The 18,171-nt window shown below is 42.4% G+C and carries 25 protein-coding genes and 2 tRNA genes; 7 read left to right on the plus strand and 20 right to left on the minus strand.

Annotation, left to right across the window (positions count from 1 at the left end):
- Nucleotides 1-14 precede the first annotated feature (14 nt).
- Nucleotides 15-803 (minus strand): sulfide-dependent adenosine diphosphate thiazole synthase, encoded by a 789-nt coding sequence (locus IC007_RS06865; protein WP_054845098.1) that lies wholly within the window; start codon nt 801-803, stop codon nt 15-17.
- 229 nt (nt 804-1,032) lie between these two features.
- Between IC007_RS06865 and IC007_RS06875 the strand changes: the two genes are divergently transcribed.
- A complete protein-coding gene (locus IC007_RS06875) occupies nt 1,033-1,659 on the plus strand; it encodes a UbiX family flavin prenyltransferase (RefSeq protein WP_054845097.1) in 627 nt (208 codons plus the stop codon).
- On the opposite strand, the gene IC007_RS06880 is transcribed toward IC007_RS06875, so the two are convergent.
- Genes IC007_RS06880 through glyS form a run of 6 tightly spaced genes read right to left on the minus strand, consistent with a single transcriptional unit; the run spans nt 1,654 to nt 5,741 of the window.
- The gene (locus tag IC007_RS06880) at nt 1,654-2,043 is read right to left on the minus strand and encodes a hypothetical protein (RefSeq protein ID WP_054845096.1); all 390 of its coding nucleotides are present in this window, start codon (nt 2,041-2,043) and stop codon (nt 1,654-1,656) included. The two genes, IC007_RS06875 and IC007_RS06880, sit on opposite strands and share 6 nt — an antisense overlap.
- Before the next feature lie 33 nt (nt 2,044-2,076).
- Nucleotides 2,077-2,622 (minus strand): tRNA-intron lyase, encoded by a 546-nt coding sequence (gene endA / locus IC007_RS06885; RefSeq protein ID WP_054845095.1) that lies wholly within the window; start codon nt 2,620-2,622, stop codon nt 2,077-2,079.
- Entirely contained in the window at nt 2,623-3,267 is a 645-nt protein-coding gene (locus tag IC007_RS06890) for a hypothetical protein (RefSeq protein WP_054845094.1), read from the minus strand. It abuts the gene before it with no gap.
- Nucleotides 3,268-3,290: 23 nt separating this feature from the next.
- Nucleotides 3,291-3,689: a hypothetical protein gene (locus IC007_RS06895; protein WP_149528540.1), complete on the minus strand. Its 399-nt coding sequence runs from the start codon at nt 3,687-3,689 to the stop codon at nt 3,291-3,293.
- Entirely contained in the window at nt 3,686-4,033 is a 348-nt protein-coding gene (locus tag IC007_RS06900) for a hypothetical protein (protein WP_149528541.1), read from the minus strand. The genes IC007_RS06895 and IC007_RS06900 overlap by 4 nt, the downstream gene beginning before the upstream one ends.
- Complete coding sequence (gene glyS, locus IC007_RS06905; RefSeq protein ID WP_149528542.1) at nt 4,026-5,741, minus strand: glycine--tRNA ligase; 1,716 nt, start codon at nt 5,739-5,741, stop codon at nt 4,026-4,028. Before glyS ends, IC007_RS06900 begins: the two co-directional genes overlap by 8 nt.
- Before the next feature lie 50 nt (nt 5,742-5,791).
- On the opposite strand from glyS, the gene speB reads away from it, so the two are divergent.
- Nucleotides 5,792-6,694, plus strand: coding sequence for an agmatinase (gene speB, locus IC007_RS06910; RefSeq protein WP_054845091.1), 903 nt, complete (start codon nt 5,792-5,794; stop codon nt 6,692-6,694).
- A gap of 166 nt (nt 6,695-6,860) precedes the next feature.
- Here the strand turns inward: speB and IC007_RS06915 are convergent, their stop codons facing one another.
- Nucleotides 6,861-7,007, minus strand: a complete 147-nt coding sequence (locus tag IC007_RS06915; RefSeq protein WP_084739582.1) for a DNA-directed RNA polymerase subunit P — start codon at nt 7,005-7,007, stop codon at nt 6,861-6,863.
- A gap of 95 nt (nt 7,008-7,102) precedes the next feature.
- On the opposite strand from IC007_RS06915, the gene IC007_RS06920 reads away from it, so the two are divergent.
- Nucleotides 7,103-7,405, plus strand: a complete 303-nt coding sequence (locus IC007_RS06920; protein ID WP_054845090.1) for a translation initiation factor — start codon at nt 7,103-7,105, stop codon at nt 7,403-7,405.
- 186 nt (nt 7,406-7,591) lie between these two features.
- Here IC007_RS06920 and IC007_RS06925 read toward each other — a convergent pair whose 3' ends face one another.
- Nucleotides 7,592-8,524 carry a transcription initiation factor IIB gene (locus tag IC007_RS06925; RefSeq protein ID WP_149528543.1) on the minus strand — a complete coding sequence of 311 codons (933 nt, stop codon included), beginning with the start codon at nt 8,522-8,524 and terminating at the stop codon, nt 7,592-7,594.
- Between the two features lie 186 nt (nt 8,525-8,710).
- Between IC007_RS06925 and IC007_RS06930 the strand changes: the two genes are divergently transcribed.
- A tRNA-Gln gene (locus IC007_RS06930) sits at nt 8,711-8,783 on the plus strand.
- 394 nt (nt 8,784-9,177) lie between these two features.
- Here the strand turns inward: IC007_RS06930 and IC007_RS06935 are convergent.
- The 11 genes from IC007_RS06935 to IC007_RS06985 all read right to left on the minus strand — a co-directional run bounded on the left by IC007_RS06935 (nt 9,178) and on the right by IC007_RS06985 (nt 15,326).
- Nucleotides 9,178-9,255, minus strand: a tRNA-Arg gene (locus IC007_RS06935).
- Nucleotides 9,256-9,288: 33 nt separating this feature from the next.
- Nucleotides 9,289-9,621, minus strand: a complete 333-nt coding sequence (locus tag IC007_RS06940; RefSeq protein WP_054845203.1) for a transcription factor S — start codon at nt 9,619-9,621, stop codon at nt 9,289-9,291.
- Between the two features lie 24 nt (nt 9,622-9,645).
- Nucleotides 9,646-9,903, minus strand: a complete 258-nt coding sequence (locus IC007_RS06945; RefSeq protein ID WP_149528544.1) for a hypothetical protein — start codon at nt 9,901-9,903, stop codon at nt 9,646-9,648.
- The gene (locus tag IC007_RS06950) at nt 9,900-10,175 is read right to left on the minus strand and encodes a DNA-directed RNA polymerase subunit L (protein WP_054845088.1); all 276 of its coding nucleotides are present in this window, start codon (nt 10,173-10,175) and stop codon (nt 9,900-9,902) included. The genes IC007_RS06945 and IC007_RS06950 overlap by 4 nt, the downstream gene beginning before the upstream one ends.
- A complete protein-coding gene (locus IC007_RS06955) occupies nt 10,147-10,734 on the minus strand; it encodes an exosome complex RNA-binding protein Csl4 (protein WP_149528545.1) in 588 nt (195 codons plus the stop codon). The genes IC007_RS06950 and IC007_RS06955 overlap by 29 nt, the downstream gene beginning before the upstream one ends.
- Nucleotide 10,735: 1 nt before the next feature.
- Nucleotides 10,736-11,740: a diphthamide biosynthesis enzyme Dph2 gene (gene dph2, locus IC007_RS06960; protein WP_149528546.1), complete on the minus strand. Its 1,005-nt coding sequence runs from the start codon at nt 11,738-11,740 to the stop codon at nt 10,736-10,738.
- 14 nt (nt 11,741-11,754) lie between these two features.
- The gene (locus tag IC007_RS06965; RefSeq protein WP_054845087.1) at nt 11,755-12,270 is read right to left on the minus strand and encodes a 50S ribosomal protein L16; all 516 of its coding nucleotides are present in this window, start codon (nt 12,268-12,270) and stop codon (nt 11,755-11,757) included.
- Nucleotides 12,271-12,299: 29 nt separating this feature from the next.
- Nucleotides 12,300-12,548, minus strand: coding sequence for a KEOPS complex subunit Pcc1 (locus tag IC007_RS06970; protein WP_054845086.1), 249 nt, complete (start codon nt 12,546-12,548; stop codon nt 12,300-12,302).
- The gene (locus tag IC007_RS06975) at nt 12,535-13,557 is read right to left on the minus strand and encodes an SSO0295 family DNA-binding domain-containing protein (RefSeq protein ID WP_149528547.1); all 1,023 of its coding nucleotides are present in this window, start codon (nt 13,555-13,557) and stop codon (nt 12,535-12,537) included. The genes IC007_RS06970 and IC007_RS06975 overlap by 14 nt, the downstream gene beginning before the upstream one ends.
- Nucleotides 13,538-14,467, minus strand: a complete 930-nt coding sequence (locus IC007_RS06980) for a lysylphosphatidylglycerol synthase domain-containing protein (protein WP_054845083.1) — start codon at nt 14,465-14,467, stop codon at nt 13,538-13,540. Before IC007_RS06980 ends, IC007_RS06975 begins: the two co-directional genes overlap by 20 nt.
- A gap of 10 nt (nt 14,468-14,477) precedes the next feature.
- Nucleotides 14,478-15,326: a HesA/MoeB/ThiF family protein gene (locus IC007_RS06985; RefSeq protein WP_054845082.1), complete on the minus strand. Its 849-nt coding sequence runs from the start codon at nt 15,324-15,326 to the stop codon at nt 14,478-14,480.
- A gap of 67 nt (nt 15,327-15,393) precedes the next feature.
- Here IC007_RS06985 and IC007_RS06990 point away from each other — a divergent pair, with 67 nt between their 5' ends.
- The 3 genes from IC007_RS06990 to IC007_RS07000 are packed head-to-tail and all read left to right on the plus strand — an operon-like array spanning nt 15,394 to nt 18,169.
- Nucleotides 15,394-16,218 carry a transketolase gene (locus tag IC007_RS06990; protein WP_149528921.1) on the plus strand — a complete coding sequence of 275 codons (825 nt, stop codon included), beginning with the start codon at nt 15,394-15,396 and terminating at the stop codon, nt 16,216-16,218.
- Complete coding sequence (locus IC007_RS06995; protein WP_054845081.1) at nt 16,187-17,125, plus strand: transketolase family protein; 939 nt, start codon at nt 16,187-16,189, stop codon at nt 17,123-17,125. Before IC007_RS06990 ends, IC007_RS06995 begins: the two co-directional genes overlap by 32 nt.
- On the plus strand, nt 17,126-18,169 hold the full coding sequence (locus IC007_RS07000) for a chorismate mutase (RefSeq protein WP_149528548.1): 1,044 nt from the start codon (nt 17,126-17,128) through the stop codon (nt 18,167-18,169).
- Nucleotides 18,170-18,171: the final 2 nt, after the last annotated feature.

Here is an 18,171-nt window from a genome sequence, read left to right on the forward strand (position 1 = left end):
TGTGAATTTTAAGACTAACGGATGTCGTGGATAATGTCTTCTGCCACTTTCCTTCCGGAGAGTAACATAGCACCGAATATCGGCCCCATCCTTGGAAGGCCCCTAACTTCTGCCGTTGCCATTCCAGATGAATAAAGCCCCTCTGCCACCTTCCCTGAGTTCATTACAACAAGCTCTTCAGCTATCTCGCTGTACGCTGACTTCTCACCTGGGATCTGTATGTTGAGTTCTGGTAATTTCCTTGCTGCTACTGAAATAATTTCTGAGTCATGACCAGTTGCGTCCAACACTGCTTTAGCTGAAATGAACAGCGGGTCAACGTGAAGACCTGACATCTGGGTTGAGGTCCACTCGACTGCAACCCCTGCCACTCTCAGAGGATCCTCCCTGAATATTACGTCGTCTACAGTCACTCCGTGTATTATCTTAGCTCCAGCATCTACTACTGCAGCCCCCAACTTAGCCATGAACTCAGCCGTGTCTACCACGAAGACACCTTCCTCTACTTCCTTCATCTTTACGCCTACTTCCTCCATTATCTCGTTTGCGGGAGTCTCTATGACTACCTTATGAAAGTTCATTGCTCCTCCACCTATTCCACCACCGAAACTTAGTCTCCTTTCGAAAATAACCGTCTTCTTGCCTGCCTTCGCCAAGTAATACGCAGCGGTCATCCCCGAAGGACCGGCTCCTACTATTACTACGTCTGAATCGACAATACTCATCCAATCTTCCATTGTGTACTTTATGATGTATTGACTTATCTTTTTCTCATCAACCTGCTTTATCCTAATCTGTTCCATAAGGAGAAGTCTTCATAACTAAGTTATAAAGTAACTTATAAAAAAGTAATCATTAATTAGTTTATTAATTACAATTACGAGTTATCTGCATGCCGTTAAGTATAGATTACGAAGCCAAATCAATAAAGTGCGACTGGTGTAAAAACGTAATTAAAGGAAAACCTTTAACTGTAAAGACGTGTTGCAACAATAAACCGTGGGTTTTCTGTAGTGAAAGGTGCTATAGACAATGGATGACGGAATGGCTAAAGAGACAGGAACAAATAAAGGGAGGGAGAAAGGCAACGAAGTTACTGTAGCTATAACGGGAGCTAGCGGAATAATATATGGTCTGAGAACAGTAGAGGAGCTTGTAAAGTTAGGATACAGGCCCATGGTAATTTTATCGAGGGAAGCAGAGAAGGTGGCTAGAATAGAGAACGGTTTCGATTTGAGGCAGAAAATAGGTGAACTCGCTTCCTTCTTCATGGAGGAAGAGATTGACGCACCCATGTCGAGCTCAAGCTACACTGTCTGGACTTTAGGGATGGCTATAATACCCTGTAGCGTTAAAAGCATGGCTGAGATAGCGAACGGAATAGCATCAAACTTGGTCTCCCGTGCTGCTCTAAATTACGTAAGGACAGGAGGAAAGCTAGTTCTAGTAGTTAGGGAGACGCCCCTCGGTGCGATAGAGCTTGAAAATGCACTGAAGCTCGCCAGACTCGGCGTGATTTTCTTACCTGCTTCACCGGGTTTTTACACCATGCCTAAGAGCATTGATGACATGGTCAACTTCGTTGTAGGAAAAACTTTAGATATGTTAGGAATAAAACATGAAATTTATAATAAATGGAAAGGAACAAGAGTTTTATAAAATGTCTATGTCCTTCTTTCCGAACTTCTTAGAGATTATGTCCTTGACTTTGTCTACCTCATCGTCTCCGGTTAAGTCTTTCTCTATGTCGTCATCAGTCTTCCTTGCGTTAGCATAGGCGCAACGATTTCCAGGGAGAAGTGCTCTCTTCTCACAGTAAGCGTATTGGCAGTCTCCTGTGATACAAGTATCTCCTACCCACCTGCACCAGCCAACTTTTTGAGGATTTCCCTTATTGTATTTCTGCTGTATTAGTAGGGCTTTCTTGTTACACCTAAAATAGGGACATAGATAGTTACACTTTCCGCCTAACGGTAGAGGTTTTGGCTCTCCCTGAAGGGAAGCCTTATCATTAAAGCGAACTTTATTTGGCTGATCTCTCAAGTAGACTAACCCCCGTTTAACCTTTATATCAAGTTACATTTTTACCCATTTAAACATTGTGTACTTTATGAGTTCCTTTTTGAGATCTACCATAGCTAGAACCAAGGTCTTCCTAGTGCTATGAGATACCCTGCCGAAACTCATGAGTTCTAAAGGAGATATCTCGTTGTTTATATCCAACGCTATGACTACGAAAGGAGCATGCTCTATGCCCGGACCCATCGTGTAAACAGCGAAGTCTGCTCCGAACTTGATTCCAGACCTAACGATGAACTTCTTTTTCCTTAAATCCGAGTACACAGCGTAAAGCACATTGAACCTATCTACAGTAGCCAAAGCATGTTTAGTCAGCTCATCCTTAGTCACTTTCTTCCCATCTAAGTTGACTATCTCTAACCCAAAGTTTTCCATTAGGTATAAGGATTCCACAAAGGATAACTCTAAAGGCCTGTCGACCTCCTCAGGTCCCTTTGGCTTAGGAACTCCCAGAGGCTTACCGAAGAAACCTTTCTTATAAATCTCTCTTGCATCTTCTATGTTAACTACCACAACTCTGTTCTCCAGCAATATACCTTGCATTCAGCTCCTCTCAAAGGCCAGATACGTCAAAGTGTCAGACGATACCTTTAACAAGTCCTCCGAGTCTTCTAACCTATCCGCAACGTCCTTAGCTAACATGATATAGACCAGATCATTTCCGCTCTTCTCATACAGCTTAAGCTCGAAGCTTCTATAAAGCTCGTCTACTTCCTCTTCCATCTTCACTATCGCCTTAGAGCTCTCCAAGCTTTTGGAAGGATTTACCGACAATAGCCTAATGGATTCACTAAGCTGAGTTATGCTAGCCATCAACTTCTCCACCATGACTACAAGCAATCTATAAGTCACTCCGTCCATCTTGTTCCCTCTTGAGAGGATAACACTGTATCTGTATCCTGCTGCATCTATGTTCTGAGCGCTCTTCTCAAGGTTATTGAGAATCTCCAAGTAAAGATCTCCGTCCTGAATTGCTTCCCTTACTCTTATGATATATTCACCGAGCTTATACTTAGAAATCTCTACGTCGTCTTTCACGCTACTTATCTTTGAGTAAACTTGGAGAGGATTAACGCTTAAGTTTTCGTTTGTCATCAGCTCGTAAAGAATTCTCATCTCATCGAGTACCTTAGTGCATATCTGTTGCAGTTGTTCCTCTATTGTGAGGTTAGCTAATCCACTACCCATCGCTATAATTCGTGATAAAGGGTTTAAAAACTAAATCTTGAAATGCTGTTTAAAATTCTTTGTAATTGATCTAAATCTTTTTCCAAATCGTTAGTTATTCCCCTCCTGTTCATGTTCTCCTTCAATTGATTTATTGTATCTTTTTCCTCCTTAAGTCCAACTACCATCAGGTAGTTAAGTATTCCCAAAGCTTCCTCCTTAGTCTGCTTCTCGTTCATAAAATCAACGTTCTGAGTTATCACTGTGATACCCCTCTCAAGGTCCCTTCTGAGCCTTCGCATCCTCTTTATTACCCTCTCAGCTTTATCTACATCGAAGTCAGGTATGCTGACCATGTTCTCCAGTTCCTCGAGATAGAAGGAATGATCCTTTATTATGGTCTCGAACTCAAAGAGGACTCTGCTGACCTTAATGTCGCTCATTGAGCTGCCCTCACTGTCACCGTGCTGTTATCCACCAGCCCTAGCTCTATCATATCGGGAGAACTCGCCCATATCTCATAGTCGACTATTCCGTCTTGAACCACTGCCTTGAATTTCTCCCTCCTTCCTTTGACAGATATTTCCAACTCTCCCTTTATTGAAAGCTCATTAGCCAGCTTGGTAGATAAGAGTATAGTTCCCTTTCCCACATCTGCCCTCTTTCTAATTTTAACTCTCTTCTCTTTCGGACCTTGCTTGGTGTTTCCTTTCAACGCTGATGCAGGAGGTATCACGTTCACGAGAGACTTGACGTCTACCTTCTTCTCCTCTTTGTCCTCACTCATTACTACTCGCCTTTTCCCCTAACGTACTTAGCTCTATTCCGTTAAATAGCTTTTCTAAAGAGTCGACCAAGGAGTCCATTTTAACTCTGACTTGATCCCAGGAGTCCCTGTCACGTATCGTGACTGTTGAGTCATCTATTGATTGAGGGTCCACTGTGATGTCGAAGGGAACCCCTATCTCGTCTGCCCTAGCATATCTCTTACCTATGCTTCCACCCTCGTCGTAAAGTACATCGAATCTCTTGGAAAGGTTAAGGTATATGTCCTTTGCCTTGTTCACTATCTCTCCTTTCTCTAGGAGGGGAAAGACAGCTACGTCGTACGGAGCGAGGTCTTTAGGTAATGACAGTATCACCCTATCCTTCCTTTCCCTGTAGGAATTGACCACGACTAGATAAAGGGATCTCTCGACTCCAAATGAGGGTTCCACCACATGAGGGAAGAACTTCTCCCCGCTAACTTTCTCCTCTCTTTCTATTATGGAGACTACCGATGAAATGGGTACCGACCCAACTGTTACGTTCTTCTTGAGCATCTCCTCTACCTCTTCCACTGTAGCGTTGCTTATCCTCTTCATGATATCTTTTGCCTCAGGCAAGGAAGAAATCTTCTGTCTGTTCACTATGACGCTCTTCTTCTTCACAACCATTGGCTTATCATATTTCTTGAACACGGAAAGATCCTGTCCGCTTACCCTTGAATGACCAGAAAGGTCGTAGTCTCCCCTGTAAGCATGACCCGATATCTCCACCTTCTCACCTCCTACTATAGCTATCTGATCGAAAGTTTGCTTCGAATAGTGAGCTCTTTCTTGAGGTAATTTCTCTTCAAAGTAGAACTCGTTTATACCTAGATCACTCACGAATTGGGACGCTCTGGCCATCCAATATGCCATCCAAGGGTGAATTACTATCTTCTCGTCCACAAGTTCCCTTATCGTGAAGGAGTCCAGATCTTGTCTTCCCTGCTCCTTGGTTTGAGCTTTCAGTACGTTTACCTTAACGTTCTCTATGCCTTCTAATGGTACGCTCTCGTCTTTAGGGTCCATAAAGAACTCTACTTCCATGATGGAGAATTCCCTCATTCTCACGAGACCTTGCCTCGGTGATATTTCGTTCCTAGCGACCCGTCCTATTTGCGCTATCCCTACGGGTAACCTCTGTCTGTAACTTTCATATACTCTCTTGAAGGCTGTGAACATTCCTTGGGCCGTCTCAGGTCTCAAGAAGCCCCTTTCTCCTGTGTATGGACCTATAGTAGTCTCGAACAGGAGGTTGAAGTACCTCACGTCTCCGAGATCTCCACTACAACTGGGACATTTGATCCCGTTTTCCTTAATTACCGAATTGAGTTGGTCTGCAGTGAAAGACTCAAAGCTCTTGTGTAGTATCTCCTCAACTAGGTGATCTGCACGGTAAACTTTGTGACACTTATTGCATTGAACTACTGGATCAGTGAAGTTCTTCAGGTGTCCGCTAGCCTCAAATACCTTCTCTGGAGTGATCATAGGAGTTTCAACTTCGACTACCATTCCCGCAGTAGAGCCTATGAAGTGCTTCCTCCATAGCTTAACTATCTTGTTCTTTATTATTGTACCGACAGGACCTATGTCGTAAAGCCCTGCTATACCCCCATATATCTCATAAGAGGGCCAGAAAATTCCTCGCCTTTTTGCAAGTTCTACCGCTTTATTGTATACGTCACTCACAAGAGTTAGACCTACAGAGAGTTTATAAAGTTCCTTCATTAAAACCTTCTATGAGCGATTCTAGGCTTCTTTACCTAAATGAGAACGCTAGAAAGTTTGCCGGGTTCGAGAAGAGAGACTCTAGGTTTGTGATCCTTGGACTACCAATGGACATCACAAGTAGCTATAGACCTGGAAGTAGATTCGCCCCGTCTTATATAAGGGAAGCTACCCAATACATAGAGTTCTTCTCGCTCAGGTCTAACGTCGACATGGGAGAAATAGGATTTTACGATGCGGGAGACGTGATAATGCATCCGTCCTCTGTGGAAGAGAACATAAAGAGGATCTCGGAAGTCGTAAGTTACTATCAATCGCAGGGTAGAATCACTGTTTCGATCGGAGGAGAACACACGGTAACTGCAGGGATAATGAAGGGCGTTGTCAAGGAAAAGAGGAGCGGGATTTGCGTACTGAGCTTCGACGCTCATCTGGACTTGAGAGACGATTACATGGGATATAAATACGATCACGCCTGCGTAATGAGGAGAGTATCCGAAATGGGAGTGAAGATTATTGAAGTTGCAAATAGAGCAGTAAGTAGGGAAGAAATTGAATATGCTAACAAAGAAGGCATACCTTTCATAACCTCCAAAGAGGTCAAATTGCTAGGTTATAGGGAGGTAGCAAAGAAGGTAAGCAAGTCCCTCGAGGAATGCTCTGCTATATACATCTCATACGACATGGATGGAATAGATCCGAGCTTTGCCCCTGGAGTCGCAACACCTGAGCCTGAAGGAATAGATCCTACAACTGTAATGGACATAATGTCACTAGTGGTAGACGATAGGGTAGTAGGATATGACGTTGTAGAAGTTTCACCTCCTTTCGATCCATCTGGAATAACATCTGTACTTGGATCAAAACTCATACTAGAGACTGCAGCAGCGATAGTTAAGGCTTCTAAAAAATGACTTATCTTTCCCTATTAGGAGAAGTTGAGCCAATGATGCATAAGAGAAATTAAGAGAAAAGAAAGAGAGAAAATTTTTGTTAGTTGGGATCTTAAAGGCTCTATGTTAAGTGCGAGACCAAAATGATCGTCTTTTAGAGGACTTAAAGAATGAAGAAGAAAAATGTCTAGATTGCCTTCACAGTTTTTATGCCAGACTTTCTTACCATGTAAATTATCTTGTAACCACAGTAAGGGCACCTGATACCAGGCAGGACTTTAAGCTGGTCGTCACCAAAGGTCTTCCAACACTTCCCACATCTATAAGTTGCCATGGGGTAAAGAGTAGAACGTCTATATTTTTAAGCTTTTCATCTGATCAGGAACGGAAAAGTTAAAAATAGAGGATCACTTAACTTCATATTTGAGAATGGCAGATAATCTGTGCGGAGGTTTACCCGCAGATATATGTGAACAACTAAATAAAGAAGAACAATTTATAAAAATTAAATTAGAGAAAAGAAGGTATGGAAAAGAAGTTACTATAATAGAAGGTCTAGCTGATTCTGAAGACGAACTTAGAAAGAAAGCATCCGAGCTTAAATCTAAGTTGGCTGCTGGAGGAACAGTTAAAGACGGAAAGATAATAATTCAAGGGGATCACAGGGATAAGGCAAGAGAGATTCTAATAAAAATGGGGTATCCTGAATCTAATATTCTAACGATAGAGTAGATAATTTTGGTATATTATTAATGATTACTAGTTTATCATCAAAGATAATGTTTCTTTAAATATATCTCGTGATATCACTTAGCTTCTTTTTTCATCCAAGCCCGTGAAGGAGGGATAAAGAAACAGAAAGAACTGAGAGTAAAATTTTCTTATAAAGAAAAATAGTAATAGAAAAAAAAGAAATATTTATTGAGTGGGAATTTGTATCTTTAGTTCATTAATTAACTCCTTATATCTATTCCTTACTGTCACTTCCGTAACTCCAGCGACTTGAGCTATTTCCTTCTGTGTCCTTCTATCGTCGTTCTGAAGTGCAGCTATGTAGATTGCGGCTGCAGCCAGACCTGCAGGGTCCTTCCCTGCAGTGAGTCCTACGTTTTTAGCCTTATCAAGAATTTCAGCCGCAGTCTTCATTACAGCTCCGCTCAATCTAAGAAGTGAGCCTATCCTAGTGACATAATCTTTTGAATCGCTTACAGGAACTTCAACGTCAAGTTCTCTCAATAGCAGCCTATAGCACCTTGCTACTTCCTTCCTATTTGCCTTAGTAAATTGAGATATCTCATCTAGTGTTCTGGCTATCTTCATTCTTCTGCATGCAGCATAGATAGCTGCTGCAACAACGCTCTCTATGCTCCTTCCTCTTACTAAACCCTTCTCTACTGCCTTCCTGTAAATCAGTGCAGCCTCGTCCTTAACTGATTTAGGTAAATTGAGAAGATTTCCAATACGCTCTAGCTCATTCATTGCTTGGGCTAAGTTACGATCTATTGAGCTCTGAATCCTAGCCCTTATCTGCCATTTTCTCCATCTAAGAGCTTCAAGTCTCCTACGTGGGTCTAAAGTCCTACCCATTGCGTCCTTATCCTTCCAATCTATTAGGGTTGAAAGACCCCTATCATGTATAGTTTGATTTAAAGGACCTCCAACTCTGCTTCTCTTCTCTTTCTCTTCTGGAGTGAAAGCCCTCCACTCTGGGCCTTGATCTATAGCCCTCTCTTCTATTACCTCGCCCGTTTCAGTACATATATATTCTCCCCTTTCCGCATCGAAAACTATTTTATCTTGAGGACAAATAGAGGAAGCAGACTGAGAATCCTTTTCTGAATCTTGAGACATGTGTTGACCACCTAGAGGATTGCGGAACACCCGCAAACCTTTTAAACTTATGTATTCATAATATTTAAAGGTTTCGGTATTCATTTATATTGTTCTTTATGCTGTCACTTCACGTTAACTTGACGTAATTTAGGACATAACAAATTGAGAAAAAGTTTTAAATGTTGTTACAGCGAGTATCAGTTTAGCCGGGTAGTCTAGCGGCCAAGGATCTAGGGCTTTGGCCCCTGGGACCAGGGTTCGAATCCCTGCCCGGCTATTATGTCCCGCGAGGATCCCTCGCCTTGGCCTCTATTTTTAAGGTAGGTCTCTATAATCTTCTCTAAGGGTTCTCCTTAATGGTACCTCCGCTTACCGCTAGACATATTCTGTGTAATGTAAACATGATAACGCCCTTAACCTCTTTAACATAGAATTTAGAATCGATATAGATAGGCATTTCAGACGTGTTAATTTACGCAAGTTTTTATGCTTGTTGTAATAGAACCCTCACAATATATTAAATCAAATAGATATATGACTCTTTGAGTTATTTCAATTTGAAATAAAGATATCTACATATTGCATAAAATTAAATGAGAGCGAATGATAATTCAAATGGAGAAGCATAGAAAAGGACGGCTGAAGTGTATCACGGGAAATGAGCCAGGGTGTGGCGGACCCGGGGGGATTCGGACCCCCGACCACTGACTTAGAAGGCCAGCGCTCTATCCTGGCTGAGCTACGGGTCCACAGTAAGATAAGATTTACTTCGCTAATAAGATTTACTCGTATTCCCTCCAGACCTTACCGCACTTAGTACACTTATAAAATCTAGTTGCAGGTTCATCTGCGCTTCTAGTTTGTAGCATCCAGAAATACGCTTCATTGTTACCACACGCGGGACAAGAGACACCTTTCATTAATTGGGCACCCTCAGGCTTCTCCCCATCCTCAAGCACAAGAGTCTTTTCCTTTACGGAGTGTTTAACCTTATTAGTTATTATCACACTTTGCTTCATCTCCTCCTCATACCCGCACTTAGGACATTTGTACACGCTTTTACCTTGAGATTTCCTGGGTGACATCATAGAGTTGCATTTAGGACAGAACTTCAAAACGACCACCAGAATAGAGACCATTTATTGTTTTATAGTATTTAACTTTTCTGATATCCTAGAAACAATCGTAAGACACACACGTTCTAAACTTCCCTCATAAGGACTTCCATATCCGAAATTTGATTCCACAACTTCTTCCTTTACGGAATCAGCAAGAAATTTTGATACCACGTCTCCTTTGCTTAACATGAGGTCTTCTAGAAAGCTCCCTCTAAACACACATATTCCTTCAAGAAACTTGTGCCTTACCTTGATTGCAACTCTTCTCTCTTCCTTCATGATAATGACTTTATCTCCTTTAAATACTGCTCACTGTATTCTTTTCCTATCTTAATCGCTTCCTTTAATGCCTCAATTGGGGTTAAAGATCCATCAGTCATTATCTTTATGATTATCTTGTCCACTAAAGGATGAGGTTTATAGTACGACGCGAACGTGACCCCCTTTACTCTTTGGAGCATTCCAGCTATCAAATTGCCTAGAGTATGCTCCTCTCCCTGAATCTCTAATTCCATGTAATTATCATTCTTTTTGAGAAGTCTTACGTCCATTCTTCTTCACCGCATATAGTCCTATTTTTCTAGTTTCTATGTTATTGCAATAAGGACACCTTAAATGTTCTTCGTCCTCCCTTGTCATCAAAGTTCCGCAGATAGAGCACTTCGCTAAAATCACACCGCAATCGTTCGGTTTCGTAGTGAGGGAGATTGGTATCCTTGAAGTTATCGGCTTAGCCCTTATTATGTCTCCTGGTTTCAAGTAAGAGGAAATTGAGCTTATCCTCTTGTTGGCTATCTGTGACACATGGAGGATAGCAGATATCGAATCGCCTACGTTCTTCTCCTCCACAGCGTAAACTGATACCCTAGCGTTCTCGCCAGTTATTGAGTCCACAACCCCTATCATGTACTTTGCTTTCCTCAGGTTTATCAAAGGGGATTTCTTCACAACTATTACGTTGCTCTTTCTATTTAACATATCGTAAAATATCTTGCCCGTTATTGCTGACCTTATTTTACCTTCGTCCTCGTATGTTCCATCACCTGGCATAAACTCCTCTATTACAGCCAACTCTTCCCCGGGCAAGGCGAGCTCTCCTTGTTTTCTCATTTTACCACGGGAAAATGTAAGGGTCTAGCTTATTATTAATAACCATTTTAGCCTCCCCTGGAGTCAACACTGGCTTCTCGTAACCGTAAAGGTCATCCGTGGGAAGTCTGGGACAAGATGTAACTATGAAAGCGTCTATGCTAGGTCTGTCTAAGTTTCTGAGGACTTCCACGTTAAGCACTCTAGAGGAAACTATCATAACTTCAAATCCCTTTCTCTTCAACTCTGAGTTCAGGAACTTCACCATCATTGGTCTGTCCTGCCCCGTCATTGTACCACGAATTATAACCCAACTTTTAGCAGACATAGCCTGCATTATCTTCCCGTACCTGATTTTGAGGAACTTGTACACCTCCTTTGTTATGTCCTCAGCTGAATCACTGTAAGGGTCGGCTTTTATGACGGGTTTCCCAGTTGCCAAGCCTAGACCCAAGGAATGGAAGAGCCCTCCAGAAATATTAACGTAAAGGTCTGCATCAACGTTTAGCCCTGCTTTGTAGTCACAGCCTAGTACCTGACCATCATGCATGAATGGGTTAGAAGGCTTTCCGACCTCTACTTGGAATCCCTCTTTCTCAAGCCTCTCTTTAACGTAAGGTATGGATGACACATGCTGAACCGTAGCTGTAAGTCCGACTTTCCTCGGCTTATATTTTAAGAGGAGGTCTAAGGTCTCCTTGATCAACTTTTCTCCTAAAGAGAGAGTACTCTTGGTCTCCACAAATATCGTAGGGAACTTTGGATAATACCAAGTATATGGTGAATGACCATAATGGACTATTAAGTCAGCCCCTAGTTGTCTAGCCTCATGTTCCGCTACATCACATGCGCCCCAGCTTGAGTCTCCAGAGACTATGATTTCAACATTAGGTAGGGCGCTACTTATATCCTTCACTATATCACTCGAAAAATATCTTAGACCCTCTGGGAATTGAAGAAGAATTCTTTTAGCTCCGCGCTTCTTTATTTCCTGAATCACATAATTTTCCTGAAAATCATATGGCAAAAGAAAATAACCTCTCACTTCTTTAATGGAGAGTACTCTACCCTAACATCTAGGGGGACCTTTGATGAGGCTATCCTCAACGCTTCCTTGGCGAACTCCAAGTGGTCCTTTTTGACTTTCAGCAGCATTATAGGCTCTCCCAGTTTCTCTATTCTCGCTGCAGTACCTATTGGCTTACCAAAGGATAGGCGCATCCCATCCTGAAGCCTATCTGCTCCTGCGAAGGCCATCATTTTGTTCTCTCTGATTACGTGATGGGGGTATTTCAAGACCCATAAATAGAACCCAGTTTCGGAACCTAATTTCTTGGTCATATACTTCAACGCCATCTGCCTAGCTGCTTCGAGAGCATTATGACGAATCTGGCCCGTCTGCGTGGCGACTAGCTTTACCTCGAAGTCATAGTCGGCCTTAGCGTCACCCATAGTGAACTTCGTGATCTTTGGCATCGGAATTCCGGGTATGTATTCCTTCCTAGTATACGCTGGTCCAGAGAACTCTCTGTAACACCTTCCTGGTCTTAGTCCCATTTTTATCAGATACCTTTCTCTTGTTAACCCTATATATTTAACCCTCTCATAGTCCTGACTACGACATCCACATGACGCATTATCTCGTCTGCTGTATTCCTCATAGTCATAAGCTCCTTAGGTTCCTTGACGTCCATTTCGATCATGATAATCGCCTTGTTTGCGTCCTCCTTAGATGAGATTCTCATGCCCTCAGGAACGTCTACGTTATCCACCTCAATGGATCTTACTATCTCCTCTGGCTTATCGTAATCCACTTCTATCTTAATCGATACCATCAACTTGAATCAACCCTTTCCCATCCAGTTTTGGAAAGAAAAACTTGCTAGAGAAATTTTTATTATCTTGAACTATGACGACTGGTTTGCTCTTCATTTTCTGTTGAAGGATAACTAAATGTGCTAGCTGAGGAGATGTGAGGGAAGTTTCTACCTTATACACGTTCTTTCCCTCCTTGATGTTGAAAGAGAATCCCCTTATTGCGTTAGATCTAAACTCGTCGATCATGACCTCGACGAAGGAAGGGTTAAAGACCATTTCTACGATCCTGTCTGCGCCATGAACGTCTAGCTCGTAAAGAGAAACGAAAGCCATCTCCAGGAGGTCGTATTCCATGTAAAATATTCTACTAGCTATGACATCATCCCTTGTAGCTTGGCTGTATTTAGACATGGAACCTATAATCCTGAACAATAGAGTATTCAGTTGGGTCTCATTCAGTTCCTCCAACTTTAACGTTTCACCGCCACCCAGTTCCTTGACTAATTTCATAGCGTTCACCCTGTTCCCTGTTATCTCAGGAAGGTAAGGGTCAAGAGAAAGCATTAATGAAATTGAAAGGGGGAGTTGCTTGTAGTTAGGTATCTTGAGATTGTTCTCTATGGTGACTCCTAAGGACTGTGAGTTCATAACCAAGTTTTTCTCTATCTCTGAAAGTTGCCTTCTCTCCTGCACAGCTGACGTCATAATCCCCGTAAGAATAGAGAGGATATCGTTCACGGATAGAGAGAAGAACGAGGAAAACGACGTCTTCCCTATGAAGTACTTCTTCGACTGGACTTCTATCCACCTTCCTGCAGTCTCGTTCCTGAGAAACAGATCGCATTGCTCTGATGGCGAGAAAGAAATGAACGCATAACCTGAGGAGTATTTCATGATTAGGGACGAAAGAATCAACGAGTCAACATCGAAGGAGTTAGCACATATCAATGTATTTTCTTTCTGGGTTAAAGCAATAATACCGTTCCTTATCTCGTTATAGTCAGGCTCACTCAAGAAGTTTTCCATCTTTCTCCTTAGTTACTAGTGCTATGCCATTTTTAACTTCCTTGAAGCTCACATCACGTGAAAGAAGGAAACCTACAGCGTTGGAAACCAAGTAGGACATCCTGGTTATTACAACGTTTTGAGGCGATAGGAATAAGGACAGAATTAGTTCTCCTATTCCAGCCTCTGATGGAATTGGGATGAGTGCTCCTACCATGTATATCCCGATCAGAAACGAGGAAACAAGAAGGTTGTGGGTTATCAAGAAAAAGAACAAGCCCTGAACCCAGAAACTCAAGAAAGATATTCCAAAGAGGAGAGGGAACTTTCCCTCTATTCCGACCCTCATATAGGACTTGAACTCTCTGTATTTCTCGGTGAAACTTTTCAACCTTAACAAGTTTATTAATGAGTTCTCTATCCTGCCCACTCTATCGTGGGTATAATAAACGAAGGAGATCCCGGCACCCCATCCTAGAATGTTACCTAGGGCTACAAACACGAAGAAGATCTGGACAGGGGAAAAGAAGAAAGGCAAGAAAACCAAGTACAGCGAACATATAGCTATCGTGTCTATGAAACCCTCCACTATGGAAAACCCTAAACCCTTCTTCATGTTATCTAATTTAGGGTTGTATACCAGCGCCCTAACTAGCTCTTGTCCCATCCACCCGGGGAGAATAAGACCGTATGCGTTTCCCGTTAGCCTAGCCTTCAAGACCGTGAGGTATGGTAGTCCCGTAAGGAGTTTATCCCTCACCGCATCTATACCGTTTTGAATCACATAGAAAACGAAGAAAGCCAGGAAAAGGAGGGGGTCTGAGACGAACAGTTTGAACGGATTAACGTGATAAAGGAAGGAGTATATCCCTATTACTATTATAGGCAGAAGTCCGTAAAGTAACGTCTTCAGGGATTTCGTTATTTTCATTAAATGAGATTCAACCTTTCAGCTTCTTAAAGCATTTCCCATTTTCATGGCATATAATTGTCTCTGAATTTCCTAAAACGGTAAAATTCCCGTCTCCTTTCTCACTTATTCTTACAATCCCACAGGTAGGGGTGAACTTATGCTTGAGATAAGGGAATTCCCTCTTGGAGCAGGTGGGGCAGTCTGCCCTCCTCTCTATCTTGAAAGCTTTCACTTGAAGGTCTTTCCCATCCACGTAGAACAAACGGTCGTCAGGACTCTCCAGAGCTTTCAACATTAGACCTACTTGAATCGAAGTGACCATTGAAACTATTATACCTAGAGTACCGGTAACTTCACAAACGTCCTCTTGAGATTCCGAGTTCATGAAACAGGAAAGGCAGGATCCAGAACTCGTTACCAGCTTAGCGGAACCATACCACGAGTTCACCCCTCCATAGATCATTGGTATTCCCAGCTTAACACATGCGTCGTTCAGGATTAGCCTATACAGAGGTGAGTCTAGCGCATCGAATACGAAGTCCGACCCCTTTATCATTTCCTCTACGTTTCCTTGGTCTATAACGTCGAGAACGTAATCCAAGTTAATTTGTTTGTTTATCTTTTTAGCCTTCTCGACGCATACCTTAGCCTTCGGTTTTCCAACGTCGTCCTCGTCGAAGAGCGATACCCTATGCAAGTTGGAAAGTTCAACTATGTCAGCGTCAATCACCTTGACGTTTCCTACTCCTAAGCGGACTAGCTCTTCCACCAGCTTACTTCCTAAAGCCCCGCAGCCAACTACAGTAACTTTCAAAGTTGATAACTTCTCTTGAACTCCAAACCCTAACACTAGTAGTTGTCTAGAAAACCTCTCCATGATTTCATTAATAAAAATACTTAAAAATAAGTGTTAGTTAGATCTAGTGGGGTCTGATATTGCTCCAATGGGAATAAAAGGTGAGCGTGATGGAATTCCAATATCAATAGATGAAATAAACAAGCTACGTAAGGTAGCTTCTAAGGCAAGAAATAATGTAATCAAGATGCAGTTCTATGACCATTCAATCCACGTGGGATCTTCTCTAAGTAGTATTGAAATCTTAACTGCTCTGATATTCAGATATCTTAGAGATTCAGAGTCCAAATACGATAAAGACTGGCTGATATTGAGCAAAGGTCACGCTGCTCCAGGTCTTTATGCAGTCCTAGCTGAGAAGGGTTTGATTCCAGAAGAGGAACTATGGAAAATTCAAGATATAAGCGGGCTTCTACAAGGCCATCCTGAGATTTTCATCCCTGGGATCGATATGTCAACCGGAAGCTTAGGTCAAGGATTGAGCTTCGGAATAGGTGTAGCAACAGGAATAAGGATGCAAGGAGGGAAAGGAAAGGTCTACGTCATAATGGGAGATGGCGAACAGGATGAAGGTGAAATATGGGAAGCTATGACACATGCAGTGACAAGGAAGTTGGATAACTTGATTTCATTCATAGAAATAAACAACTATCAGCTTGATGGTTCAGTAGATGACATTAAACCGAAGCACTTCCTTCCAGACGTTTGGAAAGCTGTGGGATGGAGAACTCTCTTCTGTGATGGTCATGACTTCGCCAGCTTAATTGACACGATAGAGGAAGCCCATAAAATAAGGGAACCAGTCGTAATCTTCGCGAAGACCTTGAGAGGAAAGGGTTTCCCAGTAATTGAAAACACAAAAGTACAGAGGGCGAGTCCTGATGATGCAAGGAAGTACCTTATCAATGCGTGATACACTGGCTCAAGTCCTTGTTGAGCTAGGAGAGAAAGACAAGGACTTAGTAGTCATGACAGCTGACGTTGGTGACTCAACCAGAGCTTCCAAATTTAAAGAGAAGTTTAATGACAGGTATTTCAATGTAGGGATATCCGAACAAGATCTAGTCAACTTCGCCGCTGGACTGTCAGCAGTAGGAAAGAAGCCAGTAGTGGTCAACTTCGCCATGTTTCTCATGAGGGCTTGGGAACAGATAAGGAACTCCATCTCTAGGATGAACTTAGACGTCAAGTTGATAGTTACACATTCAGGCTACAGCGACAGCGGCGATGGTTCGAGCCATCAGGCTCTTGAAGACATAGCGTTAATGCGAACTTTGCCTAACTTCTCCGTTGTCATACCTGCAGACTCAGCTGACATAAAAAGAGGGCTACCCAAGATAATCAGTCATAAAGGTCCAGTCTACTACAGAGTCGGAAGGGAATATTCTCCGCAAATTACTGATAAAATGGATTATGAATTCGAGATAGGCAAGTCCTACGTCCTGAAGGAGGGGTCAGATTTGACTATCATAGGTGCCGGAGTCCTCCTCTGGGACGCCATGAAGGCAGCTGAGGAGTTAGAAAGGAAAGGCATAAGCGCAGCGGTAATAAACCTCTCCTCCGTCAAACCGATAGACGAACAGACCATAGAGTATTATGCTAGGAAAACCGGTAGGATAGTCACTATAGAGGAGCACAGCGTATACGGAGGAGTAGGTTCGGCTGTAGCAGAAGTGGTAGTCAGAAAGTACCCAGTTCCTATGAGGTTCGTAGGTGCTACAACTTTCGGAAGATCCGCAAGGAGTCAAAGAGATCTGATAGATTACTACAAGGTGAACTATGAAACTGTAATTAAGGAGTCTTTAGAATTGATGAAGTGAATGACCGACATTTCTTCCTTAAGATCGGAAATTGATAAGGTAGATGAACAGATTTTATCTCTTCTTTCTTTAAGGTTTAAATTAGTTAAGGAAGTAGGAAAGTTAAAGCGAAAGGATGGGAAACCTCTGACGGACAAGTCTAGGGAAGAAGAAGTAGTAGAGAAATGGGTGGCTAGATCTAGGTCTCTCGGAATTCCCGAGTCCTTCATTAGGTCAATCCTTCCCTTGTTTTTCTCATATTCTAAGATGCTTGAACTTAACCCTGACGAAAAAAGGAGAGTAGTGATAATAGGATACGGAGGTATGTCTAGGAGCCTCACGTCCCTTCTTTCCCTGGTCGGACATGAAGTAGTGATAACTGGAAGGAACCTGAGCAAGGCTTCATCCCTTGCGTCCGAGTTCAGGGCAGTAACCATGAAGATGAATGAGGCAATAAAGTGGGGAGAGATTATAATAATTACAATACCTCCAGATCCGATAGAGTCCGGATTTATAGATGAAACTTTCCCCATGATGAAGGAAAAGACAGTGATGGACATAACCTCGTCCAAGGCCAGGGTTTTCACTTACTTAGAAAGGAAGTCTATTGAACATTCATTTAGGTTCGTTTCCACCCATCCGTTGTTTGGTCCTTTCCTCTTTCCCGTGGGCGAGAAAATAGCTATCATGAGATCACGAACGTCAGGAGACATAGACGATTTAGTCAGTTTTTGGAGTAAGGCCGGATTATCACCTGTATTGACTGATCCAGAAACACACGAGAAGGCTATGTCGATAGTCCAAGTTCTAGTACATTTCTACATGATGGGCATGGACGAATCAATAAGAGAAGCATCGTCAATCATGGGGATTAATCCTAATCTGTTTGAGACGACTAACTTCAGGGAAATATCGAAGTCGTTAGAGAGAGTTAGGTCTCTCTCCAGCGTGATACTGGAGATACAGAGCAATAACCCATATGCAGAGGAGATCAGAGAGATATCCATTAATGCTCTTAAGAAAGTACATGAAGAGTTATTGTCTGACAAGAAAATGAATAGGTGAGA

Source organism: Sulfuracidifex tepidarius, from assembly GCF_008326425.1.
Taxonomy (GTDB): domain Archaea; phylum Thermoproteota; class Thermoprotei_A; order Sulfolobales; family Sulfolobaceae; genus Sulfuracidifex; species Sulfuracidifex tepidarius.

What these genes read in the sequence shown, in the direction of transcription:
- IC007_RS06865 (WP_054845098.1), bottom strand. Translation starts at nt 803, where the DNA reads ATGGAACAGATTAGGATAAAGCAGGTTGATGAGAAAAAGATAAGTCAA.
- IC007_RS06875 (WP_054845097.1), top strand. Translation starts at nt 1,033, where the DNA reads ATGGATGACGGAATGGCTAAAGAGACAGGAACAAATAAAGGGAGGGAG.
- endA (WP_054845095.1), bottom strand. Translation starts at nt 2,622, where the DNA reads ATGCAAGGTATATTGCTGGAGAACAGAGTTGTGGTAGTTAACATAGAA.
- IC007_RS06890 (WP_054845094.1), bottom strand. Translation starts at nt 3,267, where the DNA reads ATGGGTAGTGGATTAGCTAACCTCACAATAGAGGAACAACTGCAACAG.
- IC007_RS06895 (WP_149528540.1), bottom strand. Translation starts at nt 3,689, where the DNA reads ATGAGCGACATTAAGGTCAGCAGAGTCCTCTTTGAGTTCGAGACCATA.
- IC007_RS06900 (WP_149528541.1), bottom strand. Translation starts at nt 4,033, where the DNA reads ATGAGTGAGGACAAAGAGGAGAAGAAGGTAGACGTCAAGTCTCTCGTG.
- speB (WP_054845091.1), top strand. Translation starts at nt 5,792, where the DNA reads ATGAGCGATTCTAGGCTTCTTTACCTAAATGAGAACGCTAGAAAGTTT.
- IC007_RS06915 (WP_084739582.1), bottom strand. Translation starts at nt 7,007, where the DNA reads ATGGCAACTTATAGATGTGGGAAGTGTTGGAAGACCTTTGGTGACGAC.
- IC007_RS06920 (WP_054845090.1), top strand. Translation starts at nt 7,103, where the DNA reads ATGGCAGATAATCTGTGCGGAGGTTTACCCGCAGATATATGTGAACAA.
- IC007_RS06925 (WP_149528543.1), bottom strand. Translation starts at nt 8,524, where the DNA reads ATGTCTCAAGATTCAGAAAAGGATTCTCAGTCTGCTTCCTCTATTTGT.
- IC007_RS06945 (WP_149528544.1), bottom strand. Translation starts at nt 9,903, where the DNA reads ATGAAGGAAGAGAGAAGAGTTGCAATCAAGGTAAGGCACAAGTTTCTT.
- IC007_RS06950 (WP_054845088.1), bottom strand. Translation starts at nt 10,175, where the DNA reads ATGGACGTAAGACTTCTCAAAAAGAATGATAATTACATGGAATTAGAG.
- IC007_RS06955 (WP_149528545.1), bottom strand. Translation starts at nt 10,734, where the DNA reads ATGAGAAAACAAGGAGAGCTCGCCTTGCCCGGGGAAGAGTTGGCTGTA.
- IC007_RS06965 (WP_054845087.1), bottom strand. Translation starts at nt 12,270, where the DNA reads ATGGGACTAAGACCAGGAAGGTGTTACAGAGAGTTCTCTGGACCAGCG.
- IC007_RS06970 (WP_054845086.1), bottom strand. Translation starts at nt 12,548, where the DNA reads ATGGTATCGATTAAGATAGAAGTGGATTACGATAAGCCAGAGGAGATA.
- IC007_RS06975 (WP_149528547.1), bottom strand. Translation starts at nt 13,557, where the DNA reads ATGGAAAACTTCTTGAGTGAGCCTGACTATAACGAGATAAGGAACGGT.
- IC007_RS06980 (WP_054845083.1), bottom strand. Translation starts at nt 14,467, where the DNA reads ATGAAAATAACGAAATCCCTGAAGACGTTACTTTACGGACTTCTGCCT.
- IC007_RS06985 (WP_054845082.1), bottom strand. Translation starts at nt 15,326, where the DNA reads ATGGAGAGGTTTTCTAGACAACTACTAGTGTTAGGGTTTGGAGTTCAA.
- IC007_RS06990 (WP_149528921.1), top strand. Translation starts at nt 15,394, where the DNA reads ATGGGAATAAAAGGTGAGCGTGATGGAATTCCAATATCAATAGATGAA.
- IC007_RS06995 (WP_054845081.1), top strand. Translation starts at nt 16,187, where the DNA reads ATGATGCAAGGAAGTACCTTATCAATGCGTGATACACTGGCTCAAGTC.
- IC007_RS07000 (WP_149528548.1), top strand. Translation starts at nt 17,126, where the DNA reads ATGACCGACATTTCTTCCTTAAGATCGGAAATTGATAAGGTAGATGAA.